This is a genomic window from Cupriavidus sp. H39 (genome assembly GCF_050271075.1).
Taxonomy (GTDB): Bacteria; Pseudomonadota; Gammaproteobacteria; order Burkholderiales; family Burkholderiaceae; genus Cupriavidus; species Cupriavidus necator_B.
On sequence record NZ_CP189848.1, the window covers coordinates 93,368 to 113,956 of the forward strand.

Here is a 20,589-nt window from a genome sequence, read left to right on the forward strand (position 1 = left end):
TGCCGATCCTTCCCGCCGCAGCGCCGGCTCCCTTCCCGCCGGACCCCGTACCTCGGTACGCACCACTTGCCGCAGTCTTGGCGGCGTCTCCGCACCCAAGCCGTTCCGTTCCAACCGCACCGGAGCCGCGGCCGATCTGCACTTGCCGTGCGCCCGTGCCAGCCCTGACCTGACATGGCGTCGTTTTTCCTGAAGCGCCCGGCGTTCGCCTGGGTGCTGGCCATCCTGACCGTAGTGGCGGGCCTGGTGGCCCTGAACCGCATCCCCATCGCCCAGTACCCGGCGGTGGCGCCGCCCACGGTGATCATCTATGCCGATTACCCCGGCGCGTCCGCGCGCACGGTCGAGGATCGCGTCACCGCGGTGCTGGAGCAGCAGATGCACGGCATCCCCGGCCTGCTCTATCTCGATTCCAGCAGCGAGGGCGGCACCGCCACGGTGACGCTGGGCTTCCGCCAGGGCACCGACCCGCAACTGGCGCAGGTCAACGTGCGCAACCGCGTGGCCCAGGCCGAGCCGCTGCTGCCCGAAGCGGTGCGCCGCGGCGGGGTCTATGTCGACCAAGCCAGCAGCAGCGCCTTCATGTATGTGTCGCTGGTCTCGGACAGCGGCCAGCTGGACGAGACCGCGCTGGGCGACTTTGCCGCAGGCTCGGTGCTGCCGCTGCTGCGCCGCCTGCCTGGCATCGGCAAGGCGGAGCCATACGGCGCCGAGTACGCCCTGCGGATCTGGTTCGACCCCGACAAGCTGCACGCCTTCAACCTGACCACGGCCGAGGTCGAAGCCGCCATCCGCGCGCGCAACGGAAACGTGACGCCCGGCCAGCTGGGTGGCGCGCCCGCCGTGCCGGGCCAGCCGTTCCAGGCCATCGTGCGCCCGCCCGCGCCGATGCGCGATGCGCAGGCGTTCGGGCGCATCGTGGTGCGCGCCGCCACCGACGGCTCGGCGGTGCTGTTGCGCGACGTGGCGCGGGTGGAACTGGCCGCCAGCGACTACCGCTATGGCTCCACGCTGAACACGCGCAATGCCGCGTCGATCGGCCTGAAGCTGGCCGATGGCGCCAACGTGCTGCAGACCTCGCGCACCGTGCGCGCCGCGCTGGATGCCGCCAGCAAAGGCTTCCCGGGCGACGTGCGCTATGAGATCTCGTACGACGGCGCCACCTTCGTCAAGGCGTCGATTTCGCGCGTGGTGCTGACCCTGGTCGAGGCCACGGTACTGGTATTCCTGATCCTGTACCTGTTCCTCGGCAACCTGCGCGCCACGCTGATCCCGTGCATCGTGGTGCCGGTGTCGCTGCTGGGCACGGTCGCTTGCCTGTACGCGCTGGGCCTGTCGCTGAACGTGATCACGCTGTTCGGCGTGGTGCTGGCAATCGGCATCCTGGTCGACGACGCCATCGTCGTGGTGGAAAACGTCGAGCGCATCATGCGCGCCGATGGCGTGGGCGCGATGCAGGCCGCGGCGCGCTCGATGCGCGAAGTCTCCGGCGCGCTGGTCGCGGTGACGCTGGTGCTGTGCGCGGTGTTCGTGCCGATGGCGTTCTTCGGCAGCGCGGTGGGCGTGATCTACCGGCACTTCGCCGTGACGCTGGCGGTATCGATCGCGTTCTCGCTGTTCTTTGCGCTGACGCTGGCGCCGGCGATGTGCGCCAGCCTGCTGCGCCACAGCGCGGCGCCGGCGCGCGGGCCGCTGGCGTGGTTCGATGCGCGCTTCGCCGCGTTCACCGGCCGCTATGCCGGCTGGGTCCAGGCGCTGCAGCGCCGGCGGCTGCGCTGGCTGGCGGTGTACCTGGCGCTGACGCTGGCGTGCGGTTATGCGCTGTGGAAAATGCCGAGCGGCTTCCTGCCGGAAGAGGATACCGGCGAGATCGTGGTCGATGTCGAGCTGCCTGCCGGCAGCACGCAGGCCGACACGCGCCGCCTCGTCGCCAGCCTGGAGCAGTGGATGCGCGAGCAGCGCTACCCGGTGCACTCGAGCTTTGCGGTGCTGGGCTGGTCCAGCGGCGGCAGTGGCGAGCAGCGCGCCAGCCTGTTTATCGGGCTGGCCGACTGGCACGCGCGCGGGCGCGAGCACACCGCGCCGGCGGTGCTGGAGCGGCTCTCGGCCGGCCTGGAAAGCTGGCCCGGCCGTGGCGCCGCGCAACTGTTCGCCTACAACAGCTCGGCGCTGCCGGAACTGGGCAGCATCGGCGGCCTGGACCTGCGCCTGGTAGCGCGCCAGCCAGTGGGGCGCGAGGCGCTCTTCGCCGCGCGCGACAAGCTGATCGAGCGCGCCCGGCAGGACCCGGTGCTGGGCGAGGTGCGGGCCACCACCGGCCAGCCCGTGCCGGCGCTCGACCTGAACATCGACTACCGCAAGGCCGAGGCCTTCGGCGTCGATGCCGAAGCCGTGCACCACACGCTGTCGGCGGCGCTGGGCTCGCGCTATATCGATGAAGTGGCGCGCGAAGGCCGCGTGCGGCGCGTGATCCTGCAGGCCGACGCCCCGTTCCGCATGCAGCCCGAACAGCTGGCGCGCGTGCATGTGCGCAATGCGCAGGGGACGATGGTATCGCTGGCCGCCTTCGCGACGCTGGAATGGGGGCGCGGCGAGGTCACGCTGGAACGCTTCGACGGCTTCAGCTCGGTGCGCATCAATGCCGAAGTGGCGCCGGGCTACACCACCGGCGCGGCGATGACGCGGCTGGCCGAACTGGTGCGCGAGCTGGGGCCCGAATACGACGTGCGCTGGACCGGCCGCGCCTATGAGCAGGAACAGACCGGCACGCAGGCGCCGTGGCTGTTTGCGCTGTCGTTGCTGTTCATCTTCCTGTGCCTGGTGGCGCTGTATGAAAGCTGGACCTTGCCGCTGGCGGTGATCGCGATCGTGCCCACCGGCCTGATGGGCGCGGCGGCCGCGATCTGGCTGCGCGGCATGCCCAACGACGTCTACTTCAAGGTGGGCGTGGTGGTGATCATGGGGCTGGCGGCCAAGAACGCGATCCTGATCGTCGAATATGCCGAGCAGCTGCGGCGCGGCGCCGGCGGCGCCATGGACGGGGTGGAAGCTGCCACGCGCGCGGCGCGCCAGCGCCTGCGGCCGGTGGTGATGACCTCGCTGGCGTTCGTGCTGGGCGTGGTGCCGCTGGCCATCAGCACCGGCCCCGGCGCGGGTGCGCAGCAGGCGGTCGGCACCGGCGTGCTGGGCGGCATGCTGGGCGCGACGGTGCTGGGCACGCTGGCGGTGCCGCTGCTGTACGCGGCCATCGCGCGCCGCTTGCCGCGCGCGCGGCCGGCACCGGAACACGAGGCAACGGCGATGCCGCCGCCCTCGGCATAGCCGCCTTCAGGCGGATGCCGATGCGGCAGCGGCGTCACGGAATAGAAAAACGCCTGCCAGGCGAAGAGAGAAGGAGGAGGAGGTCGGCCGGGCAGGCGGGAGAGAAAACTTGCGGCCACCGCAGTGGCCGCGCGAGGTCTTGAGGCAGACCCCGGTATCAGACGCGATAGCCGTACAGCGAGCCGTCGCCGGTGCGCGAATTGTCGAGCGCGCGCTCGGCCACGTCACCCGTGAACGTGTGCGTGCCTTCACTGAAGGTATCGAACTTGCCCTGCTTCGAGATCTCGCCGCTGAAGCTGTGCGCCCCTTCGCTGAAGCTGTCGAACTTGCCATCGCGGCGCGAACCTTCGGAGTACGGATCGAAGCGGCCGGTGCGGGCGCCGTCGGTATAGGTGTCGAACTTGCCTTGCTTGGCGCCGTCCGTATACACGTCGTACTTGCCGACCCGCAGCGCGTCGGCATACACATCAAACTTGCCAACCTTGCTGGCAGCGGGGGCAGCCATCGCTGCAGCGGACGCGGCTACCGCCGCGAACACCAGCGCGCCGCCAAGGATACGTCTGGCGATCATTTGGGACTCCTTCAACTGATTTCGTCGTTCTTTCTTGTAAGGTCCGGGATGAGACTCCGGCCGCCCTGCAATCTATGTTGCGATGCGAGCACGGACTGAAGATTAGTCACAGCCCGCGCCAGCAGAAATACCGCTGCGACGAATGGTGCGTTGCGAGTCGTGAAACGACCGGCTTGCCGACGAATGGTGTCCACGGATCGCCGGCGATACGCCGCCGCGCGCGCGTGCGCGTGGCGGCGGCGGCACCCGCGGGGCCGGCGTTCAGAGCGTGTACTGGCCGCTGGCTTCGGGCTGGAACGCGATCTCGGCCACGCTTACCTGCTGTTCGCGGCCATCGGGCAGGCGGTAGCTGACGGTCTGGCCGGCGCGCGCGCCCAGCAGCGCCTGCCCCACCGGCGACAGCACCGAGAGCCGGCCGGCGTCGAAGTCGGCCGCGTCGGGGTACACCAGGGTCCAGTGGCGCGGCGCCTGCTCGCCGGGCAGCGTGCACACCACGCGGGTGTTCATGGTGACCACATCGGTCGGAATCTCCTCGGGCGCGACGACGGTGGCGCGCGCCAGCAGGCTGTCGAGCATGTCCTCGAGCTGGGCGGAGCCGGCGCGGCTGGCGATGCGCTCCAGGCGGGTGACGTCGAGTTCGGTCAGGTACAGGGTGGCGGTCTGGGTGGTGGCCGTCATGGCGGGTCCTCCGGGCAGTCGTGGGTGGGCGCGGCCGGCCGGTATGGCGGGCGGCGGCGGTCAGGTCTTGCGGGTTGGCTTGCCGCGCAGCGGCGCGGGCATCAACGGATCGGCAAAAGCGTTGCGGCGATCGCCGGCAACAACGGAAACGCTGGCTCGGGCCCGGTTCGGCCCGGGCCCCGCTTGGGGAGACGAATCAGGCTGGGAACCGGGCGGAATCAGGCGGTGCGCTGATCCGGCGGGGAGACATCGCGCGCTTCGCGCGCTGGGGCAGGCTGGGGGCCATGGCAACCGCGGACGGGCGTGCGCGGCCGGTCCGCATCGGGCGGACAGGCGCATCGGGCATCGGCGTCAGGCGATCAGTCATGGTCATGCGGAAAATCAGGTCCGTCGCAGCGGAGGGTTCGGCAGGCTGGCTGCCGTCAGGCCTGTGCACCGTGCTGGTGCGGACCCGGGAACAGGCATCGTAGCATAGTGGCACGGGCGCGGTCGTCACCCGTTGGCGGCATGCCCGGCTTGCGCGGCGCCTTCGTGCGCGCCATCCTGCCCGGCGGCATGGCATTCGCAACCGGCCCCGGCGGCGGCCTGCTGCAGATTCTGCAGGATGCCGCATTCGCTGGCCGGCTGATGATGGCGGCAGGTCTCGCGCAGCGCCCGCAGCTGGCCCTCCAGCGCCTCGAGCGCCACACGTTGGGCATGGATCTGCGCGATCTGGCGGTCCAGTAGCGTGTTGATATCGTCACAGTCGCGCGACGGGTTGCGCTCGAACTCGCGCAGTCGCCGTACGTCGGACAAGCTCATTCCGAGCGAACGGCAATGACGCACGAAATTCAGCTGCACCAGGTGCCCGTCGTCATAGCGTCGATAGCCGTTGGCCTCGCGCCGGGGCGCGTCGAGCAGCCCTTCGCGCTCGTAATAGCGGATGGTCTCGACATCGCAGCCGCTGGACCGTGAGAGTTCGCCGATACGCATCGCTGATCCTCGCCATACCCTGTAACAACTACAGGGTAGGGGTAGTTTAGTCCAGTCTCACACATCCTGCAGGCGTCGACGTTCGGCCGGTGGACGGGCAAGTGCGGCCATGCGGCATCCTGTAGAATTCCTTCCTCTTTCATCGATAAGCCGTCCCTCTCGTGCGCGCCCTGCGGCTGCTCCTGCTGGTCATGATGCTGGCCTCCCTGCCCCTGCCGGGTGGGGCGGCGACGTTCGCGCACGCGGTGGCGACCACCGCCGAAGTCGCGGCCGCACCAGCCATCGCCCTCAACGCAGACGACGCTGCCGACGTGGCCGCGGCGGGCAACCCCGCCAGCGATTCCTTGCCGGTCCCCGAAGCCGCCGAGCCGCAGTGGCAGCCTGGCGCCGACCTGGCTGAACAGCTGCTGCCCCCGCCGCCCTTGCGCCTGGCCGCCGCGGCCGGCCGCAGCGGGCCGCCGCGCTATGCCGGCGCCGTGCTGCCCGAACCAGACCTGCCACGGCTGCCGCGCCCGCCGCGCGCCGCCTGATCTTCCCGGCGCGGCCCGGCCGCGCCCGCCTGAACCCGCGTGCCGCGCCCTAGCGTGCGGCGCGCGCCTGCGGTCCGACCGCATCCTTGCGCTGCCATGCGCTACACCTACTGCTCCCCACTCACATGAAACGCGTACTGCTTTTCCTGGCGACCAACCTCGCCGTCATGCTTGTCCTCAGCATCACCGCCAGCGTGCTCGGGGTAAACCGCTTCCTGACCGCCAACGGGCTCAACCTTGGCATGCTGCTGGCCTTTGCCGCGCTGATGGGCTTCGGCGGCGCCTTTATCTCGCTGCTGATGTCCAAGACCATTGCCAAGTGGTCGACCGGCGCGCAGGTCATCACCCACCCCAGCACCAGCACCGAGCTGTGGCTGGTGCAGACCGTCGAAAAGCTGGCGCAGCGCGCCGGCCTGCCGATGCCGGAAGTGGCCATCTACGAAGGCGAACCCAATGCCTTCGCCACCGGGTCGACCAAAAACAGCTCGCTGGTGGCGGTGTCCACCGGCCTGCTGCAATCGATGTCGCACGAAGAGGTGGAGGCCGTGCTGGCACACGAAGTGGCGCACGTCGCCAACGGCGACATGGTCACGCTGACGCTGATCCAGGGCGTGGTCAACACCTTCGTGATCTTCCTGGCGCGCGTGGTCGGCTACTTCGTCGATTCGATGCTGCGCAAGAACGATGAGGAGTCGAGCGGCCCCGGCATCGGCTACATGGTCACGGTGATCGTGTGCGAGATCGTGTTCGGCATCCTGGCCAGCATCATCGTGGCCTGGTTCTCGCGCCGCCGCGAGTTCCGCGCCGATGCCGGCGCCGCCGGCATGATGGGCACGCCCACGCCGATGGTGGCGGCCCTGCGCCGCCTGGGCGGGCTCGATCCGGACGGACTGCCGCAGAACCTGCAGGCGATGGGCATCGCCGGCGGCAAGTCGTGGATGGCGCTGTTCTCGAGCCACCCGCCGATCGAGCAGCGCATCGCCGCGCTGCAGTCGGCGCGCTGACGCCAGCGGCTCAGTCGAACACCCGGCCGCGCAGCGACTTGACCTGGCTGCGCTGGCTCTTGCCCTCCAGCCGGCGCTGGCGCGACGCCAGCGTCGGCCGCGTCGGCCGGCGCACGCGCGGCGGCGTGGCCACGCTGCGCACCAGCTCGTGCAGGCGCCGCACCGCCTCGTCGCGGTTCTGGTCGAGGCTGCGGAACTGCTGCGCCTTGATCACCACCACGCCGTCGCGCGTGATGCGATGGTCGTGCAGCGCCAGCAGCCGTTCCTTGTGGTCGGGCGGGAGCGACGACGCGCGCACGTCATAGCGCAAGTGCACGGCATTGGACACCTTGTTGATGTTCTGGCCGCCCGCCCCCTGCGCCCGGATCGCGGTGATCAGGTATTCGTGATGGGGGATGGCTAGGTCGTCGGTCATGGTCCGATCATAGCAAGCACCGCCGGTGCTAGCGCCAGGTATAAGCGAGGCCGACGCCGTAGGTGATCTGGTTGCGGGTGCCGCGCTGGGTCACGATCGGGCTGTCGGCGGCATCGCCGGTCAGGCGCTGGCCATACACCATGGCGCCGCCATACCAGTTCTTGTCGAACTGCCAGATCATCGCCAGCCAGCCGGTGAACTGCTCCAGGCCGCCGCCAGGGCTGTAGGCCGGCAGCCCGCTGGCGACCGCGTCGGATTGGGTCACGCCGAAATAGGTGCGGTTGAAGCTGCCGCTGACCCAGGTCGCGCCAAGCCCGGCGCCCGCGTACAGGCGCGGGTGCAGCGGCACCCACAGCGAACCCGTTGCCGCCACGCGCGCCCCGCCATAGACGATGCCGGCATTGGTCATCACGTTGATGCCGCCGCGCAGCCGCCACGGGATGCGCCCCTGGTTCAGGTATTCGTAGCCGATGAAACCGCCGGCCTCGACCGTGGTGTCGATCTCGTGCAGGCGCGACACCACCGGGTCGTCCACGTTATTGCGGCCCAGCCGCAAGCCCACCGCCGGCCCCCACTGGAACCCGGTCAGCCCGCCGAAATTGAACTGGGCATAAGGTCCGTACCATTCCAGCAGGCGTCCTCCCGGCGTGACATAGCGCACGCCGGGCACCACACCGATCATGCGGTCCTTGCCGCCGGCAAATTCCGTGGTGGAACCGACGCCCAGGCCGGCCATATTGGGCAAGGAGCCGGGCAGGTCCAGCGGTGTGGCAACGGCTGCCGCGCCTGCGCCGGCGAACGCCAGTCCTGCCAGCCCGCGAAGGATGTTCTTTGGAATCGCCATGACTCTCGGCGGAACGGCGCCGGTGACGCGCCAGACTCGGTGGAGTGTGTGAATCTATCAGCACCGTCGAGCGGCACCGCCAAACGCGTGCTGAAAGTTTTCATCGCGCGAATTAAGGCTTCCCCGCCGGGGCGGTCGTTGCATGGCACATCGGAGGAAATTTGGCGCGCCCGGCTGGGATCGAACCAGCAACCCCTGCCTTCGGAGGGCAGTACTCTATCCATTGAGCTACGGGCGCGCGGGACGGTTTTGCAACCGGTTTTGCGGGTACAGCGGTTGCGGCGGGCGAATGCCGCCGCAGGAAAGTCGCATAGGATACCGCTTTTGCCGGGCGCCGTCCATGCGGGGCCGCCACGGGCGTCAGGGAACGTCTCGCAACCGCCGCTTTTTGGCACTGGCAGGGGGGCTTTGGCGCTATAATCACGAGCTATTTGCGTCAAATCGTGCCCGTCGCGCCGCCGGCGCAACGAGTCGACCGGGGTCAAATCCGCGCGGCTGGTTGTGGGCGACAATCGGGCCCCGGCCCGGGAGACAGTCCGAGGTACGCAAATGGCAACAGACCCAAGTCAGGCAAGGGCCGCAGGGGAGCGCGGGCGGTCCGGATGGGGCCGGATAGTGGTCAGCGAAAGGCCACGCCAGGGCCAGAAAAAGCAAGCCGAGCGTAAGCGGCCAGAAGGTTTCCTGCAAAACTGAGAGTTCTGTATGAGCGACGTCCACAACGAACACCCCGAACACGAGTCTCCCATCAAAACCCCGAAGCAGTTGATCGCAGTCGTGATCGCGGCGTTCCTGGTGCCGATCATCGTGATCATCCTGCTGGTCAACTTCGTCGGACACGGCTCGACCGAAAGCGCCGGCGCGGTCACCACCGCCGAAGCCGTCAACGACCGCATCAAGCCGGTCGCCTCGCTCGAAATCAAGGATCCGAACGCGCCGCGCGTGTTCAAGACCGGCGAACAGGTCTACAAGGAAATCTGCGCCGCCTGCCACGCCACCGGCGCGGCGGGTGCGCCCAAGTACGGTAACGCCGGCGACTGGTCCGCGCGCATCGGCCAGGGCTTCGAAGGCCTGATGAAGTCGGTGCTCCATGGCAAGGGCGCGATGCCGCCGCGCGCCGGCAGCACCCCGGACGACTACACCGATTACGAACTGTCCCGCGCCGTGGTCTACATGGCCGACGCCGGTGGTGCCAAGTTCCCCGAGCCGGCTGCCCCGGCCGCTGCCGCACCCGCCACCGCCGCAGCCTCTGAAGCCGCCGCGCCGGCTGCTGCGGCGGCGCCGGCCCCTGCCGCTGCGGCTGCTCCGGCCGCCGCTGCCGCCCCGGCACCCGCAGCGGCTGCCGCCGCACCGGCCGCGCCTGCAGCGGCCTCGGCCGAAGTGGGCAAGAAGGTCTACGAGCAAGTCTGCGCCGCCTGCCACGCCGCCGGCGTGGCCGGTGCGCCCAAGTTCGGCGACAAGGCCGCCTGGGCCCCGCGCCTGAAGGAAGGCATGGATGCGGTCCACAACTTTGCGCTCAAGGGCAAGGGCGTGATGCCGCCCAAGGGCGGCTATGCCGGCCCCGACGCCGATGTGATCGCCGCCTCGGACTACATGGCCAACGCCGCCAAGTAAGCCGGCTCCCGTCGCAAGAAAACCGCGCATTTTGCGCGGTTTTTTTTCGTGCTCGTGTCAGCCGTGTCCGGGCGGATCGTTGCGCGTTACACCACGCGCGAGTAGCGCGGCACGATGCGGATCGGCTGGGCGCCGTCGTTGGCGGCACGGGCACCGTTGTCGAGCGGCCGCGCGGCGTCGTCGCGCAGGTAGCGGTCGAACACCATCGCCACGCGGCGCACCAGCAGCCGGCCCAGCGGCGTCACGGTAATGCGGCCGGGCTCGCAGCGCACCAGCCCGTCCGCGGACAGGCGGCCCAGCTCGGCCAGCTCCGCGGCGAAGGTCAGGTTGAAATCGATGCCGTGCCGCGCCTCGATGCCGGCAAGGTCGAGCACGCCATGGCACATCAGGTCGCCGATGATCTCGCGCCGCAAGTGGTCGTCGGCCGTCATCGCCAGGCCGCGCGCCAGCGGCAGGCGGCCCTGGTCGAGCGCGCCGTAGTAGTCGTCGAGCGTGCGCGCGTTCTGCACGTAGCGTCCGGCGATCGCGCCGATCGCCGAGATGCCGAGCCCCACCTGGTCGTAGCCGGCGTGCGTCGAATAGCCCTGGAAGTTGCGCTGCAGCCGGCCCTCGCGCTGGGCCACGGCGAGGTCGTCGTCGGGCAGCGCGAAATGGTCCATGCCGATATAGACATAGCCCTCGGCGGTCAGCCTCTCGATGGTCGAGACCAGGATGTCGAGCTTCTCGCCGGCCGGCGGCAACGCCGTTTCGTCGATACGGCGCTGGGGCTTGAACACATGCGGCAGGTGGGCGTAGCTGTAGACCGAAAGCCGGTGGGGTCGCAGCGCCAGCACCTGGTCGATGGTGCGGCCAAAGCGCGCCGCGGTCTGGTGCGGCAGGCCGTAGATCAGGTCCAGGCTGACCGAGCGGAAGCCCAGCGCGCGCGCGGCATCGACCACGGCGCGGGTCTCCTCGAACGGCTGGATGCGGTGGATGGCCTGCTGCACCTCGGGGTCGAAATCCTGCACGCCCAGGCTGACGCGGTTGAAGCCCAGTTCGGCCAGCAGCGCCATGCGGTCCTGGTCGACGCGGCGCGGGTCGATCTCGATCGAGTGCTCGCCCTCGGCCGCCAGCGTGAAGTGCGTGTTCAGCAAGGCCATCACCCGGCGCATTTCTTCCGGGTTCAGGAAGGTCGGCGTGCCGCCGCCCCAGTGCGACTGGAGCACCTGCCGGCGCGTGCCCAGGCGCCCGGCCACCAGCGCCATCTCGCGGCCCAGGTAGGTGACGTAGCGCGCGCTGCGGCCGTGGTCGCGGGTGATGATCTTGTTGCAGCCGCAGTAGTAGCAGATGTTCTCGCAGAACGGGATATGCAGGTACAGCGACAACGGCGCCGGCGCGTCGGCGCGGCAGGCGTCCAGCGCATCGTGGTACAGCGACAGGTCGGGACCGTTGTGGAACCGGTCCGCGGTCGGGTAGGAGGTATAGCGCGGACCGTTGCCGTCGATGCGCCCGGCCAGCGCGCGGAAGTCGGAGAGGGCGCCGCGGTCGAGCGCGGGGGGAGTCATGGCAGACGGGTTCATGGGGGCGCGGGGGAATGGGTGTGTGACACGTCATCGTAGGACCGTGCCGGCGCCAGGGGCTTGACCGCCGTCAAGCGGGAGCCGGGGCCGCTAGTATCGCGCCCCGCCAACCTGCGCGCGTGCGTCACATTGGCGTCACGGGTGACGGGTACGCTGCGCGCCACCGCGCCCGCGCAATCCCTCCCTTTCCTGGCCATGTCACTTTCCCGCCGATCCCCAACGCCCGCGCCGTACCCAGTGCTGCGCGGCCAACTGCCGGCACCCGCCGGCCGGCGCCGGCTGCTTGCCGCGACCGGCATGGCGCTGGCCCTGCCTGCGCTTCCCGCCCTGGCGCAGGCGCCGCGCACGGTGGTGGTCGGGCATCTGCTCGACCGCAACGGCGCGCAATCCGACCTGGCGCGTGACTACCTGGCCGGCGCCAAGGTCATGTTCGATGCCGTCAACGCCGGCGGCGGCCCGGTGCGCATCCTGCATGTCGTGCGCGATGCGGATCCGGATCTGCGCCGCGCGCTGGCGCAGGCGGTGTCGCTCGCCGATACCGAGCATGCCGGGCTGCTGTTCGGCCCCGGCGACCGCTTGCTGCCCGCACTGGCGTCATCCGCCGAACTGGCCCGGCGCGGCATGCAGATCGTGGCGCCGCTGTCGGGGCTGGCGCTGGCCGCCGACAATGTCTGGTTCACGCGGGCCGACTACCAGGCTGAACTCGACGCCGCCGCGCAGCAGTTGCGTGGCTACGGACTGACGCGCCTCGCGCTGGCCGTGGCACCGGTTTTTGCCGTCTCGTCGCTGGCCCGGCTGGAGGCGCAGGCCGGCACCCGCGCGGTGCTGCTGGAAGGCACCGGCGCAGCCGCGGCCCGGCGCATTGCGGCGACGCGTCCGGGCGCGGTGATCGTCGCCGGCGACACCCTGGCCTATGCCGAACTGGGCCGGGAGCTGGCGGCCCAGGGTTGGTACGGGTTCCTGGTCGGCCTGTCCTCGGTCAGCGCCAATGCCGCGCGCGAGATCCTGGGCCGCGGCTACGCCGGCGGCCTGGTGCTGACCCAGGTGGCGCCGGGCCCGCAGCAGGCCACGTTGCGGGTGGTGAAGGAACACGTGGCGCGCATGAAGCAGTACCTCGACGAGCCGCCGTCGCCGGCGACGCTGGCCGGCTATATCGGCGCCGCCTGGCTGGCGCGGGCCCTGCAGGGGGTGCGCGCGGGCGGCCCGGCCGAACTGCGGCGGGCGCTGCAGGGGCGCTTCGACGTGGGTGACTTCACCCTCGACTTCACGCGCGGGCAGCGCGGCTCGCAGTACGTCACGCTGGCCGTGTCAGGCGCGAAGTAGCGTTCGACCGCGCCGGAACGGCTCAGCCTGCGACTGCCTTGCCGCCATTGCCGAGCAGCGCCTTGAGCGCGCCGAGGCGGTCCTTGGGGCTCATCGCCGGAGTCGCGTCGACCGGCGCGGGTGCCTCTTCCAGCTTCATCTCGCCGATAAAGCGCGACGGCTGGCACGAATAGGTTTCTCGCGCGCGCTTGCGCTTTTTGCACCAGCTGACATGCAGGCTGCGCTGCGCGCGCGTAATGCCCACGTACATCAGGCGCCGTTCTTCCTCGATCTTTTCGTCGCTCATGTCCTCGTCCTCGCGGCAGTGGGGCAGGATGCCCTCTTCCACGCCGACCAGGAACACATGCGGATACTCCAGCCCCTTGGACGCATGCAGCGTGGACAGCCGCACCGCGTCGGGATCTTCCTCGCGGCCTTCGAGCATGCTCATCAGCGCCACGGTCTGCGTCAGTTCGAGCAGGTTCTTGCCTTCGCTGCCGAACCCGTCGGCAGTGTCGAAGCCGGTGGCTGCCTCGCCCTCCGTCCCCTCGGGCTTGGTGCCCTTGCGCTTGAGCCAGTCGAGGAATTCCAGGGTATTGGTCCAGCGCGACTGCGCCTGCCGTTCGTCAAAACTGTCGTACAGGTAGGCCTCGTAGTGGATGCCTGCCATCAGGTCGTCGAGCACCTCGGTGGCCGGGTCCTTCGCGGCACGGTCGGCCAGCCGCACCATCGATTCGCAGAACACGCGCAGCGGTTCGAGCTGGCGCGGCTGCAGCTTGCCCTCGATGCCGCCCATCATGGCCGCCTCGAACAGCGACACCTTGGCCTGGCCGGCAAACGTGCCCAGCACTTCCAGCGTGGTGTTGCCGACGCCGCGGCGCGGCGTGGTGATGGCGCGGATAAAGGCGGGATCGTCGTCGGGATTGGCGATCAGGCGCAGATAGGCGCAGATGTCCTTGATCTCGGCCTTGTCGAAGAAGCTCTGGCCGCCCGACAGCACGTAGGGGATGCGCTCGCGCCGCAGGATCTGCTCGAACAGCCGCGCCTGGTGGTTGCCGCGGTACAGGATGGCGTAGTCGCGGAACTGCGCGCGGCGCTCGAACTTGTGCGCGGACAGGCGGAACACTACCGACTCGGCCTCGTGCTCCTCGTCGTTCATCGGGTGGATGGCGATCGGGTCGCCCATGCCGTGCTCGCTCCACAGCTTCTTGTCGAACAGCTTGGGATTGTTAGCGATGACGGCGTTGGCCGCTTCCAGGATGCGCACGGTGGAGCGGTAGTTCTGCTCCAGCTTGATCACCTTCAGGTCCGGGAAGTCGGTCTGCAGCCCGCGCAGGTTGTCCAGCGTGGCGCCGCGCCAGCCGTAGATGGCCTGGTCGTCGTCGCCCACCGCGGTGAACGCCGGCGCGCGCAGGTGCGAGCCGCCCGCGAGCAGCTTGAGCAGCTGGTACTGGCAGGCGTTGGTGTCCTGGTATTCGTCGACCAGGAAGTAGCGCAGGCGGTTCTGCCACTTGAGCCGGACCGCTTCATTGCGCGCGAACAGCTCCGCGGGCAGGCGGATCAGGTCGTCGAAATCCACGGCCTGGTACGCGTTCAGCGTGGCGACGTAGTTGCGGTAGACCAGCGCGGCCTGGTGTTCGTCGGCATTACCGGAGACCGCGGCCTGCGCGATCGCGGCCTCGGGGTCGACCATGCCGTTCTTCCACAGCGAGATCGTGCTTTGCACGCCGCGGATCAGCTTCTTGTCGGTGGTGCCCAGCTGTTCCTGGATCAGGCCGAAGCAGTCGTCCGAATCCATGATCGAAAACTGCGGCTTCAGGCCGACGTGCTCGGCTTCCATGCGCAGGATCTGCACGCCCAGCGAATGGAAGGTACAGACCGTCAGCTGCCTGAGCGGGATGCGCTTGCCCTCGCGCGTGGTCTTGCCCTCCATCAGCTTGGCGATGCGCTCCTGCATTTCCTTGGCCGCCTTGTTGGTAAACGTGACGGCGGCGATATGGCGCGGCTCGAAGCCCTTGTCCTCGATCAGATGCGCGATCTTCTGCGTGATCACCCGGGTCTTGCCGGAGCCCGCGCCGGCCAGCACCAGGCAAGGCCCGTCCAGGTAGCGGACGGCTTCGGATTGGGCGGGGTTCAGGCCATGGGTCATGCGGGAAGGCGCTTTGGGGGCGGCAAGGGATTCGATCGGAAAGGGCGGCGAGGCAGGCGGGGCGCGCCGCATCCCGTCAACAGGACCGGCGGCAAAGCTGCCGATGTTAACACGCACGCGGTGGCAGGTCAGTCAGCGTAATCCGCGTGCGCAGGGCTGTTTGTGTCACCGGCGTAACACTTCGTAAAGCCCGGAGCCGATTGCGCAATACGACGCTCTAACAAGTGTGTCCCTCGGCCTGTCGGAGGACTTGGGCATGCATAAATCATCACATCGGAGCCAAACCATGAAATCCCTGCAAGCTTTGACCAAGGTGACCCTGATCGGCATGACGGTCGCGGCCTTTGCCGGTTGCGCGGACATGACCCCGAAGCAGCGTAATACCGCCATTGGCGCGGGTGCCGGCGCCGTCGGCGGCGCCGTCCTTACGGACGGCAGCGCGCTGGGTACGCTGGGAGGCGCCGCGGTGGGCGGCGTCATCGGCAACGTGGTCACCGACGACAAGAAGAAGTAAATCCGGCCACGCAGCACCGGGTACGGCAGGCTCCGGCGGTGGTTTGACAAAGGCCGGGGCCTCCCGTACATTGCGCGCATCCGACCGGGAGAGCGCGCAGAACTGCGCCGCCGAAGGGGTATCACCCGAAAACTCTCAGGCACCACGGACCGGTCGGATCGGCATGCAACATGCACACGATGCATGCCGCACTCTGGAGAGCGGCACCCGCCATTCGTGGCGAGCGTGCCCACCGAAGGGGCGCGCGAGGATGGGATCGACCCGGTCCGCCTCGTAATCTCTCAGGTATCGAGGACAGAGGGGTCATCCGCTGCAGCGGATTGCCTGGCATCACGGCCAGGTGATCGTTGCGGCGGATGACCCTTTTTTGTTTTCGCCAACCGAGACTGCCCCCGAGGATCCCATGACGCTCCAGGCCACGCCCCTCAACGCTATCCACCGCGCCCTCGGCGCCCGCATGGTCGACTTCGGCGGCTGGGACATGCCGGTCAACTACGGCTCCCAGATCGAAGAGCACAACGCCGTGCGCACCGATGCCGGCATGTTCGACGTCTCGCACATGTGCGTGGTCGATCTCGCCGGCCCCAATACCCGCAGCTTCCTGCGCGGCCTGCTGGCCAACAACGTCGACAAGCTGCAGACCCCCGGCAAGGCGCTCTATTCGTGCATGCTCGACGAGAACGGCGGCGTCATCGACGACCTGATCGTTTATTTCTTCGCCGAGGACCGTTTCCGCCTGGTGGTCAACGCCGGCACCGCGGTGGGCGACATCGACTGGATCCGCGCCCGCAACGACGCCACGGGCAGCGGCGTGACCATCACCCCGCGCCGTGAAGACGTCGCGCCGGAAGGCGTGCAGCCGCTGGCGATCGTCGCGGTGCAAGGGCCCAACGCCCGCGCCAGGGTGTGGAGCACCTTCCCCTCGACCCAGCCTTCCGATGCGCTCAAGCCTTTCAACGCCGTGGTGGTGCAGGACCCCGCCCTGGGCGAAGTGATGGTGGCGCGCACCGGCTACACCGGCGAAGACGGCTTCGAGCTGGTGCTGCCGGCAGCCAGCGTCGCCGGCCTGTGGGAAAAACTGAATGCCGCGGGCGTGCGCCCGGCCGGCCTGGGCGCGCGCGACACGCTGCGCCTGGAAGCGGGCATGAACCTGTATGGCCAGGACATGGATATCAACGTCTCGCCGCTGGACGCGGGCCTGGCGTGGACCGTCGACCTGCAGAGCGAGCGTGACTTCACCGGCAAGGCGGCGCTGGCCGCCAACGGCCAGCAGCAACAGTTCCTCGGCCTGATCCTGCGTCCGACGGAAGGAAAAGCGGGCGGCGTGCTGCGCGCCCACCAGAAAGTCATTACCCCCGCCGGTGACGGTGAAATCACCAGCGGCACCTTCAGCCCCTCGCTGTCGCAATCGATTGCGTTCGCGCGCCTGCCGCTGGGCGTGAACGTGGGCGACACCGTGCAGGTGGAGATCCGCGACCGCAAACTCAACGCGACTGTGGTTAAACTGCCGTTTGTGCGTCATGGCAAGGCACTCGTGAGCTAAGGGAAAGCCCCGCTCACCCAACGGTCGCCCTCGCCTGCCGGCGCGTCATGCAATTCGCGCCGGGCAGGCATCACCCAACAAGAAACAGATCTGAATCCGGAGAACCTTCATGAATTTCCCCGCTGACCTCAAGTACACCGAGTCGCATGAGTGGGTGCGCGTCGAAGCTGACGGCACGCTCACCATCGGCATCACCGACCACGCCCAGGATGCGCTGGGCGACATCGTCTTCCTGGAACTGCCTGAAGTGGGCAAGTCGGTCGGTGCCGGCGACGCGCTGGCCGTGGTGGAATCGGTGAAGGCGGCGTCCGACATCTACGCCCCGGTGGCCGGTGAAGTGATCGCCGTCAACGAGGCCGCCACGGCCGCGCCGGAAAGCGTCAACGCCAACGCCTTCGACGCGTGGCTGTTCAAGCTCAAGCCGGCCAATGGCGACGACGTCAACGGCCTGATGTCTGCCGACGCCTACAAGGCCAGCGTCGGCGCCTGATCGCCCGCCGGTCCCGCGCCAGGGATCGGCACACCGCATTCGCGGCGCCGCGGCACGGCTGACCACCTGCCGCTGCGCCCACCACGAGGTTCTTGCCCATGAACGCCCCGCTGCCCATGAACGCCGCCCAAGCAACCCGGCCCACGCTGGCCGAACTGGAGGCGCGCGACGCCTTCGCCGCCCGCCATATCGGCCCCGATACCCCCGAGCAGCAGCACATGCTGAAGGCGCTCGGCTATGACAGCCGCGCCGCGCTGATCGACGCCGTGATCCCCGCCGCCATCCGCCGCCGCGACGGCATGCCGATGGGCGAGTTCACCGAGCCGCTGAGCGAAGAGGCGGCGCTGGCAAAGCTGCGCACCCTCGCCGGCAAGAACAAGGTACTGAAGAGCTTTATTGGCCAGGGCTACTTCAACACCATCACGCCCGGCGTCATCCTGCGCAATATCTTCGAGAACCCGGCCTGGTACACCGCCTACACGCCCTACCAGCCCGAGATCTCGCAGGGTCGCCTGGAGGCGATGCTGAACTTCCAGCAGATGGTCACCGACCTGACCGGCCTGGACATCGCCAATGCGTCGATGCTGGACGAAGGCACCGCAGCGGCCGAGGCCATGACGCTGCTGCAGCGCGTGAACAAGCACGACTCGAACACCTTCTTCGTCGCCGACGACGTGCTGCCGCAGACGCTGGAAGTGGTGCGCACGCGCGCGCTGCCGCTGGGCATCGAAGTCAAGGTCGGGCCCGCCGCCGATGCCGCCGCCGCGGGCGCCTTTGGCGTGCTGCTGCAATACCCGGGCGTGAACGGTGACATCAACGACTACCGCGCCATTGCCGAGGCCGTGCACGCCGCCGGCGGCCTGGTGGTGGCCGCCGCCGACCTGCTGGCGCTGACCCTGATTGCCGCCCCCGGCGAATGGGGTGCCGACGTGGCCGTGGGCAATTCGCAGCGCTTCGGCGTGCCGCTGGGCTTTGGCGGCCCGCACGCCGGCTACATGGCGGTGAAGGACGCGTTCAAGCGCTCGATGCCGGGCCGGCTGGTGGGCGTGACCATCGATGCGCAAGGCAACAAGGCCTACCGCCTGGCACTGCAGACGCGCGAGCAGCATATCCGCCGCGAGAAAGCGACCTCCAACATCTGTACCGCGCAGGTGCTGCTGGCGGTGATGGCGTCGATGTACGCCGTCTACCATGGCCCGCAGGGCCTGAAGCGCATCGCGCAACGCGTGCATCGCCTGACCGCGACCCTGGCCGCGGGCCTGGAAGCGCTCGGCTTCGCGCGCACCAACGCCAGCTTCTTCGACACGCTGACGCTGGAAACCGGCTTCAACACCGATGCGATCCATGCCGCCGCCACCGCGCGCGGCATCAACCTGCGCCATGCCGGCGCCACGCGCGTCGGCATCTCGCTGGACGAGACCGCCACCCGCGCCGACGTGATCGCATTGTGGGAGATCTTTACGCAAGGCAAGCCGCTGCCGGCCGAGGTGGACTTCGACAAGCTCGAGGCCGCCGCGGACGATGCCTTCCCGCCCGCGCTGGCGCGCACCAGTGCCTACCTGACGCACCCGGTCTTCAACACGCACCACGCCGAGCATGAAATGCTGCGCTACCTGCGCATGCTGGCCGACAAGGACCTGGCGCTGGACCGCACCATGATCCCGCTGGGCTCGTGCACGATGAAGCTGAACGCCACCAGCGAGATGATCCCGGTGACCTGGCCCGAGTTCAGCCAGATCCACCCGTTCGCGCCGCTGGACCAGACCGTGGGCTACCGCGAGATGATCGACCAGCTCGAGGCCATGCTGTGCGCCGCCACCGGCTATGCCGCGGTCAGCCTGCAGCCCAACGCCGGCTCGCAGGGCGAGTACGCGGGGCTGCTGATCATCCATGCGTATCACGCCAGCCGCGGCGAAAGCCATCGCGACATCTGCCTGATCCCGTCGTCGGCGCACGGCACCAACCCGGCGTCGGCGCAGATGGCCGGCATGAAGGTGGTGGTGGTGGCCTGCGACGAGAACGGCAACGTCGACCTGGACGACCTGGCGAAGAAGGCCGGGCAGCACAGCCAGAACCTGGCGGCGATCATGATCACCTACCCGTCCACGCACGGCGTGTTCGAGCCGGGCGTGCAGCAGATCTGCGAGATCGTGCATCAGCACGGCGGCCAGGTGTACGTCGACGGCGCCAACATGAACGCGATGGTCGGCACCGCCGCGCCGGGGCAGTTCGGCGGCGACGTGTCGCACCTGAACCTGCACAAGACCTTCTGCATCCCGCACGGCGGCGGCGGCCCGGGCGTGGGCCCGGTCGCGGTCGGGGCGCACCTGGCGGACTTCCTGCCCAACCAGGACAGCGTCGGCTACCGCCGCGACGAGCGCGGCATCGGCGGCGTGTCGGCGGCGCCGTTCGGCTCGGCCAGCATCCTGCCGATCTCGTGGATGTATATCGCGATGATGGGCTCGGCCGGCCTGACCGCCGCCACCGAGAACGCGATCCTCGCGGCCAACTACGTCGCCAAGCGCCTGGCGCCGTACTACCCGGTGCTGTACACCGGCCAGCATGACCTGGTCGCGCACGAGTGCATCCTGGACCTGCGTCCGCTGCAGAAGGAAACCGGCATCAGCAATGAAGACGTGGCCAAGCGCCTGATGGACTACGGCTTCCACGCGCCCACCATGAGCTTCCCGGTGCCGGGCACACTGATGATCGAGCCGACAGAGTCCGAAGCGCTGCACGAGCTGGACCGCTTCATCGACGCCATGATCGCGATTCGCCAGGAGATCGGCCGCGTCGCCGACGGCACCTTCGACCGCGACGACAACCCGCTCAAGCACGCGCCCCACACCGCAGCGGTGGTGACCACCAACGAGTGGACCCACCAGTACACGCGCGAGGAAGCCGCCTACCCGGTGGCGTCGCTGCGCACGCAGAAGTACTGGCCGCCGGTCGGCCGTGCCGACAACGTGTATGGCGACCGCAATCTGTTCTGCGCCTGCGTGCCGGTCAGCGACTACGTGGTGGACTGAGCCGGCACCCCGGCCAGAAGCTAAGCTGTACTCAGGGCGCCGCGCAAGGCGGCGCCC

Annotated in this window: 16 protein-coding genes, 1 tRNA gene and 2 riboswitches; of the genes, 9 read left to right on the forward strand and 8 right to left on the reverse strand. The window is 68.9% G+C overall.

Annotated elements, in window-relative coordinates; translation table 11 throughout:
- The first annotated feature begins 174 nt into the window (after positions 1–174).
- The gene (locus ACOCMH_RS15960) at positions 175–3,321 is read left to right on the forward strand and encodes a multidrug efflux RND transporter permease subunit (RefSeq protein WP_427311836.1); all 3,147 of its coding nucleotides are present in this window, start codon (positions 175–177) and stop codon (positions 3,319–3,321) included.
- A 157-nt stretch (positions 3,322–3,478) separates the two neighbouring features.
- On the opposite strand, the gene ACOCMH_RS15965 is transcribed toward ACOCMH_RS15960, so the two are convergent.
- The 3 genes from ACOCMH_RS15965 to ACOCMH_RS15975 all read right to left on the reverse strand — a co-directional run bounded on the left by ACOCMH_RS15965 (position 3,479) and on the right by ACOCMH_RS15975 (position 5,542).
- Positions 3,479–3,892 (reverse strand): hypothetical protein, encoded by a 414-nt coding sequence (locus ACOCMH_RS15965; RefSeq protein WP_171516207.1) that lies wholly within the window; start codon positions 3,890–3,892, stop codon positions 3,479–3,481.
- Positions 3,893–4,153: 261 nt separating this feature from the next.
- Positions 4,154–4,570 carry a nucleoside diphosphate kinase regulator gene (gene rnk / locus ACOCMH_RS15970; RefSeq protein ID WP_427311839.1) on the reverse strand — a complete coding sequence of 139 codons (417 nt, stop codon included), beginning with the start codon at positions 4,568–4,570 and terminating at the stop codon, positions 4,154–4,156.
- Between the two features lie 492 nt (positions 4,571–5,062).
- Entirely contained in the window at positions 5,063–5,542 is a 480-nt protein-coding gene (locus tag ACOCMH_RS15975) for a Cd(II)/Pb(II)-responsive transcriptional regulator (RefSeq protein ID WP_427311841.1), read from the reverse strand.
- A 191-nt stretch (positions 5,543–5,733) separates the two neighbouring features.
- On the opposite strand from ACOCMH_RS15975, the gene ACOCMH_RS15980 reads away from it, so the two are divergent.
- A complete protein-coding gene (locus ACOCMH_RS15980; protein ID WP_427311843.1) occupies positions 5,734–6,072 on the forward strand; it encodes a hypothetical protein in 339 nt (112 codons plus the stop codon).
- A gap of 125 nt (positions 6,073–6,197) precedes the next feature.
- On the forward strand, positions 6,198–7,076 hold the full coding sequence (gene htpX, locus ACOCMH_RS15985; RefSeq protein WP_427311845.1) for a protease HtpX: 879 nt from the start codon (positions 6,198–6,200) through the stop codon (positions 7,074–7,076).
- Positions 7,077–7,086: 10 nt separating this feature from the next.
- Here the strand turns inward: htpX and arfB are convergent, their stop codons facing one another.
- The 3 genes from arfB to ACOCMH_RS16000 all read right to left on the reverse strand — a co-directional run bounded on the left by arfB (position 7,087) and on the right by ACOCMH_RS16000 (position 8,573).
- A complete protein-coding gene (arfB, locus tag ACOCMH_RS15990; RefSeq protein WP_427311847.1) occupies positions 7,087–7,491 on the reverse strand; it encodes an alternative ribosome rescue aminoacyl-tRNA hydrolase ArfB in 405 nt (134 codons plus the stop codon).
- Between the two features lie 28 nt (positions 7,492–7,519).
- Positions 7,520–8,335, reverse strand: coding sequence for a MipA/OmpV family protein (locus tag ACOCMH_RS15995; protein ID WP_427311849.1), 816 nt, complete (start codon positions 8,333–8,335; stop codon positions 7,520–7,522).
- Positions 8,336–8,497: 162 nt separating this feature from the next.
- Positions 8,498–8,573 (reverse strand) — tRNA-Arg (locus ACOCMH_RS16000).
- 464 nt (positions 8,574–9,037) lie between these two features.
- Here ACOCMH_RS16000 and ACOCMH_RS16005 point away from each other — a divergent pair.
- Entirely contained in the window at positions 9,038–9,946 is a 909-nt protein-coding gene (locus tag ACOCMH_RS16005) for a c-type cytochrome (protein WP_427311851.1), read from the forward strand.
- A gap of 86 nt (positions 9,947–10,032) precedes the next feature.
- Here ACOCMH_RS16005 and hemN read toward each other — a convergent pair whose 3' ends face one another.
- Positions 10,033–11,490, reverse strand: coding sequence for an oxygen-independent coproporphyrinogen III oxidase (gene hemN, locus ACOCMH_RS16010; protein WP_427311853.1), 1,458 nt, complete (start codon positions 11,488–11,490; stop codon positions 10,033–10,035).
- A gap of 210 nt (positions 11,491–11,700) precedes the next feature.
- On the opposite strand from hemN, the gene ACOCMH_RS16015 reads away from it, so the two are divergent.
- Positions 11,701–12,828 carry an ABC transporter substrate-binding protein gene (locus ACOCMH_RS16015; RefSeq protein ID WP_427311855.1) on the forward strand — a complete coding sequence of 376 codons (1,128 nt, stop codon included), beginning with the start codon at positions 11,701–11,703 and terminating at the stop codon, positions 12,826–12,828.
- A gap of 22 nt (positions 12,829–12,850) precedes the next feature.
- Here the strand turns inward: ACOCMH_RS16015 and ACOCMH_RS16020 are convergent, their stop codons facing one another.
- A complete protein-coding gene (locus ACOCMH_RS16020; protein WP_427311857.1) occupies positions 12,851–14,956 on the reverse strand; it encodes a UvrD-helicase domain-containing protein in 2,106 nt (701 codons plus the stop codon).
- Between the two features lie 286 nt (positions 14,957–15,242).
- Here ACOCMH_RS16020 and ACOCMH_RS16025 point away from each other — a divergent pair, with 286 nt between their 5' ends.
- The 4 genes from ACOCMH_RS16025 to gcvP all read left to right on the forward strand — a co-directional run bounded on the left by ACOCMH_RS16025 (position 15,243) and on the right by gcvP (position 20,532).
- Complete coding sequence (locus tag ACOCMH_RS16025) at positions 15,243–15,470, forward strand: glycine zipper 2TM domain-containing protein (RefSeq protein ID WP_171516216.1); 228 nt, start codon at positions 15,243–15,245, stop codon at positions 15,468–15,470.
- A 75-nt stretch (positions 15,471–15,545) separates the two neighbouring features.
- Positions 15,546–15,632, forward strand: a riboswitch (glycine riboswitch).
- A 21-nt stretch (positions 15,633–15,653) separates the two neighbouring features.
- Positions 15,654–15,778, forward strand: a riboswitch (glycine riboswitch).
- Between the two features lie 95 nt (positions 15,779–15,873).
- Entirely contained in the window at positions 15,874–17,013 is a 1,140-nt protein-coding gene (gcvT, locus tag ACOCMH_RS16030; RefSeq protein WP_427311859.1) for a glycine cleavage system aminomethyltransferase GcvT, read from the forward strand.
- 109 nt (positions 17,014–17,122) lie between these two features.
- On the forward strand, positions 17,123–17,503 hold the full coding sequence (gene gcvH / locus ACOCMH_RS16035) for a glycine cleavage system protein GcvH (RefSeq protein ID WP_018006183.1): 381 nt from the start codon (positions 17,123–17,125) through the stop codon (positions 17,501–17,503).
- 98 nt (positions 17,504–17,601) lie between these two features.
- On the forward strand, positions 17,602–20,532 hold the full coding sequence (gene gcvP / locus ACOCMH_RS16040) for an aminomethyl-transferring glycine dehydrogenase (protein ID WP_427311861.1): 2,931 nt from the start codon (positions 17,602–17,604) through the stop codon (positions 20,530–20,532).
- The last annotated feature ends 57 nt before the right edge of the window (positions 20,533–20,589 follow it).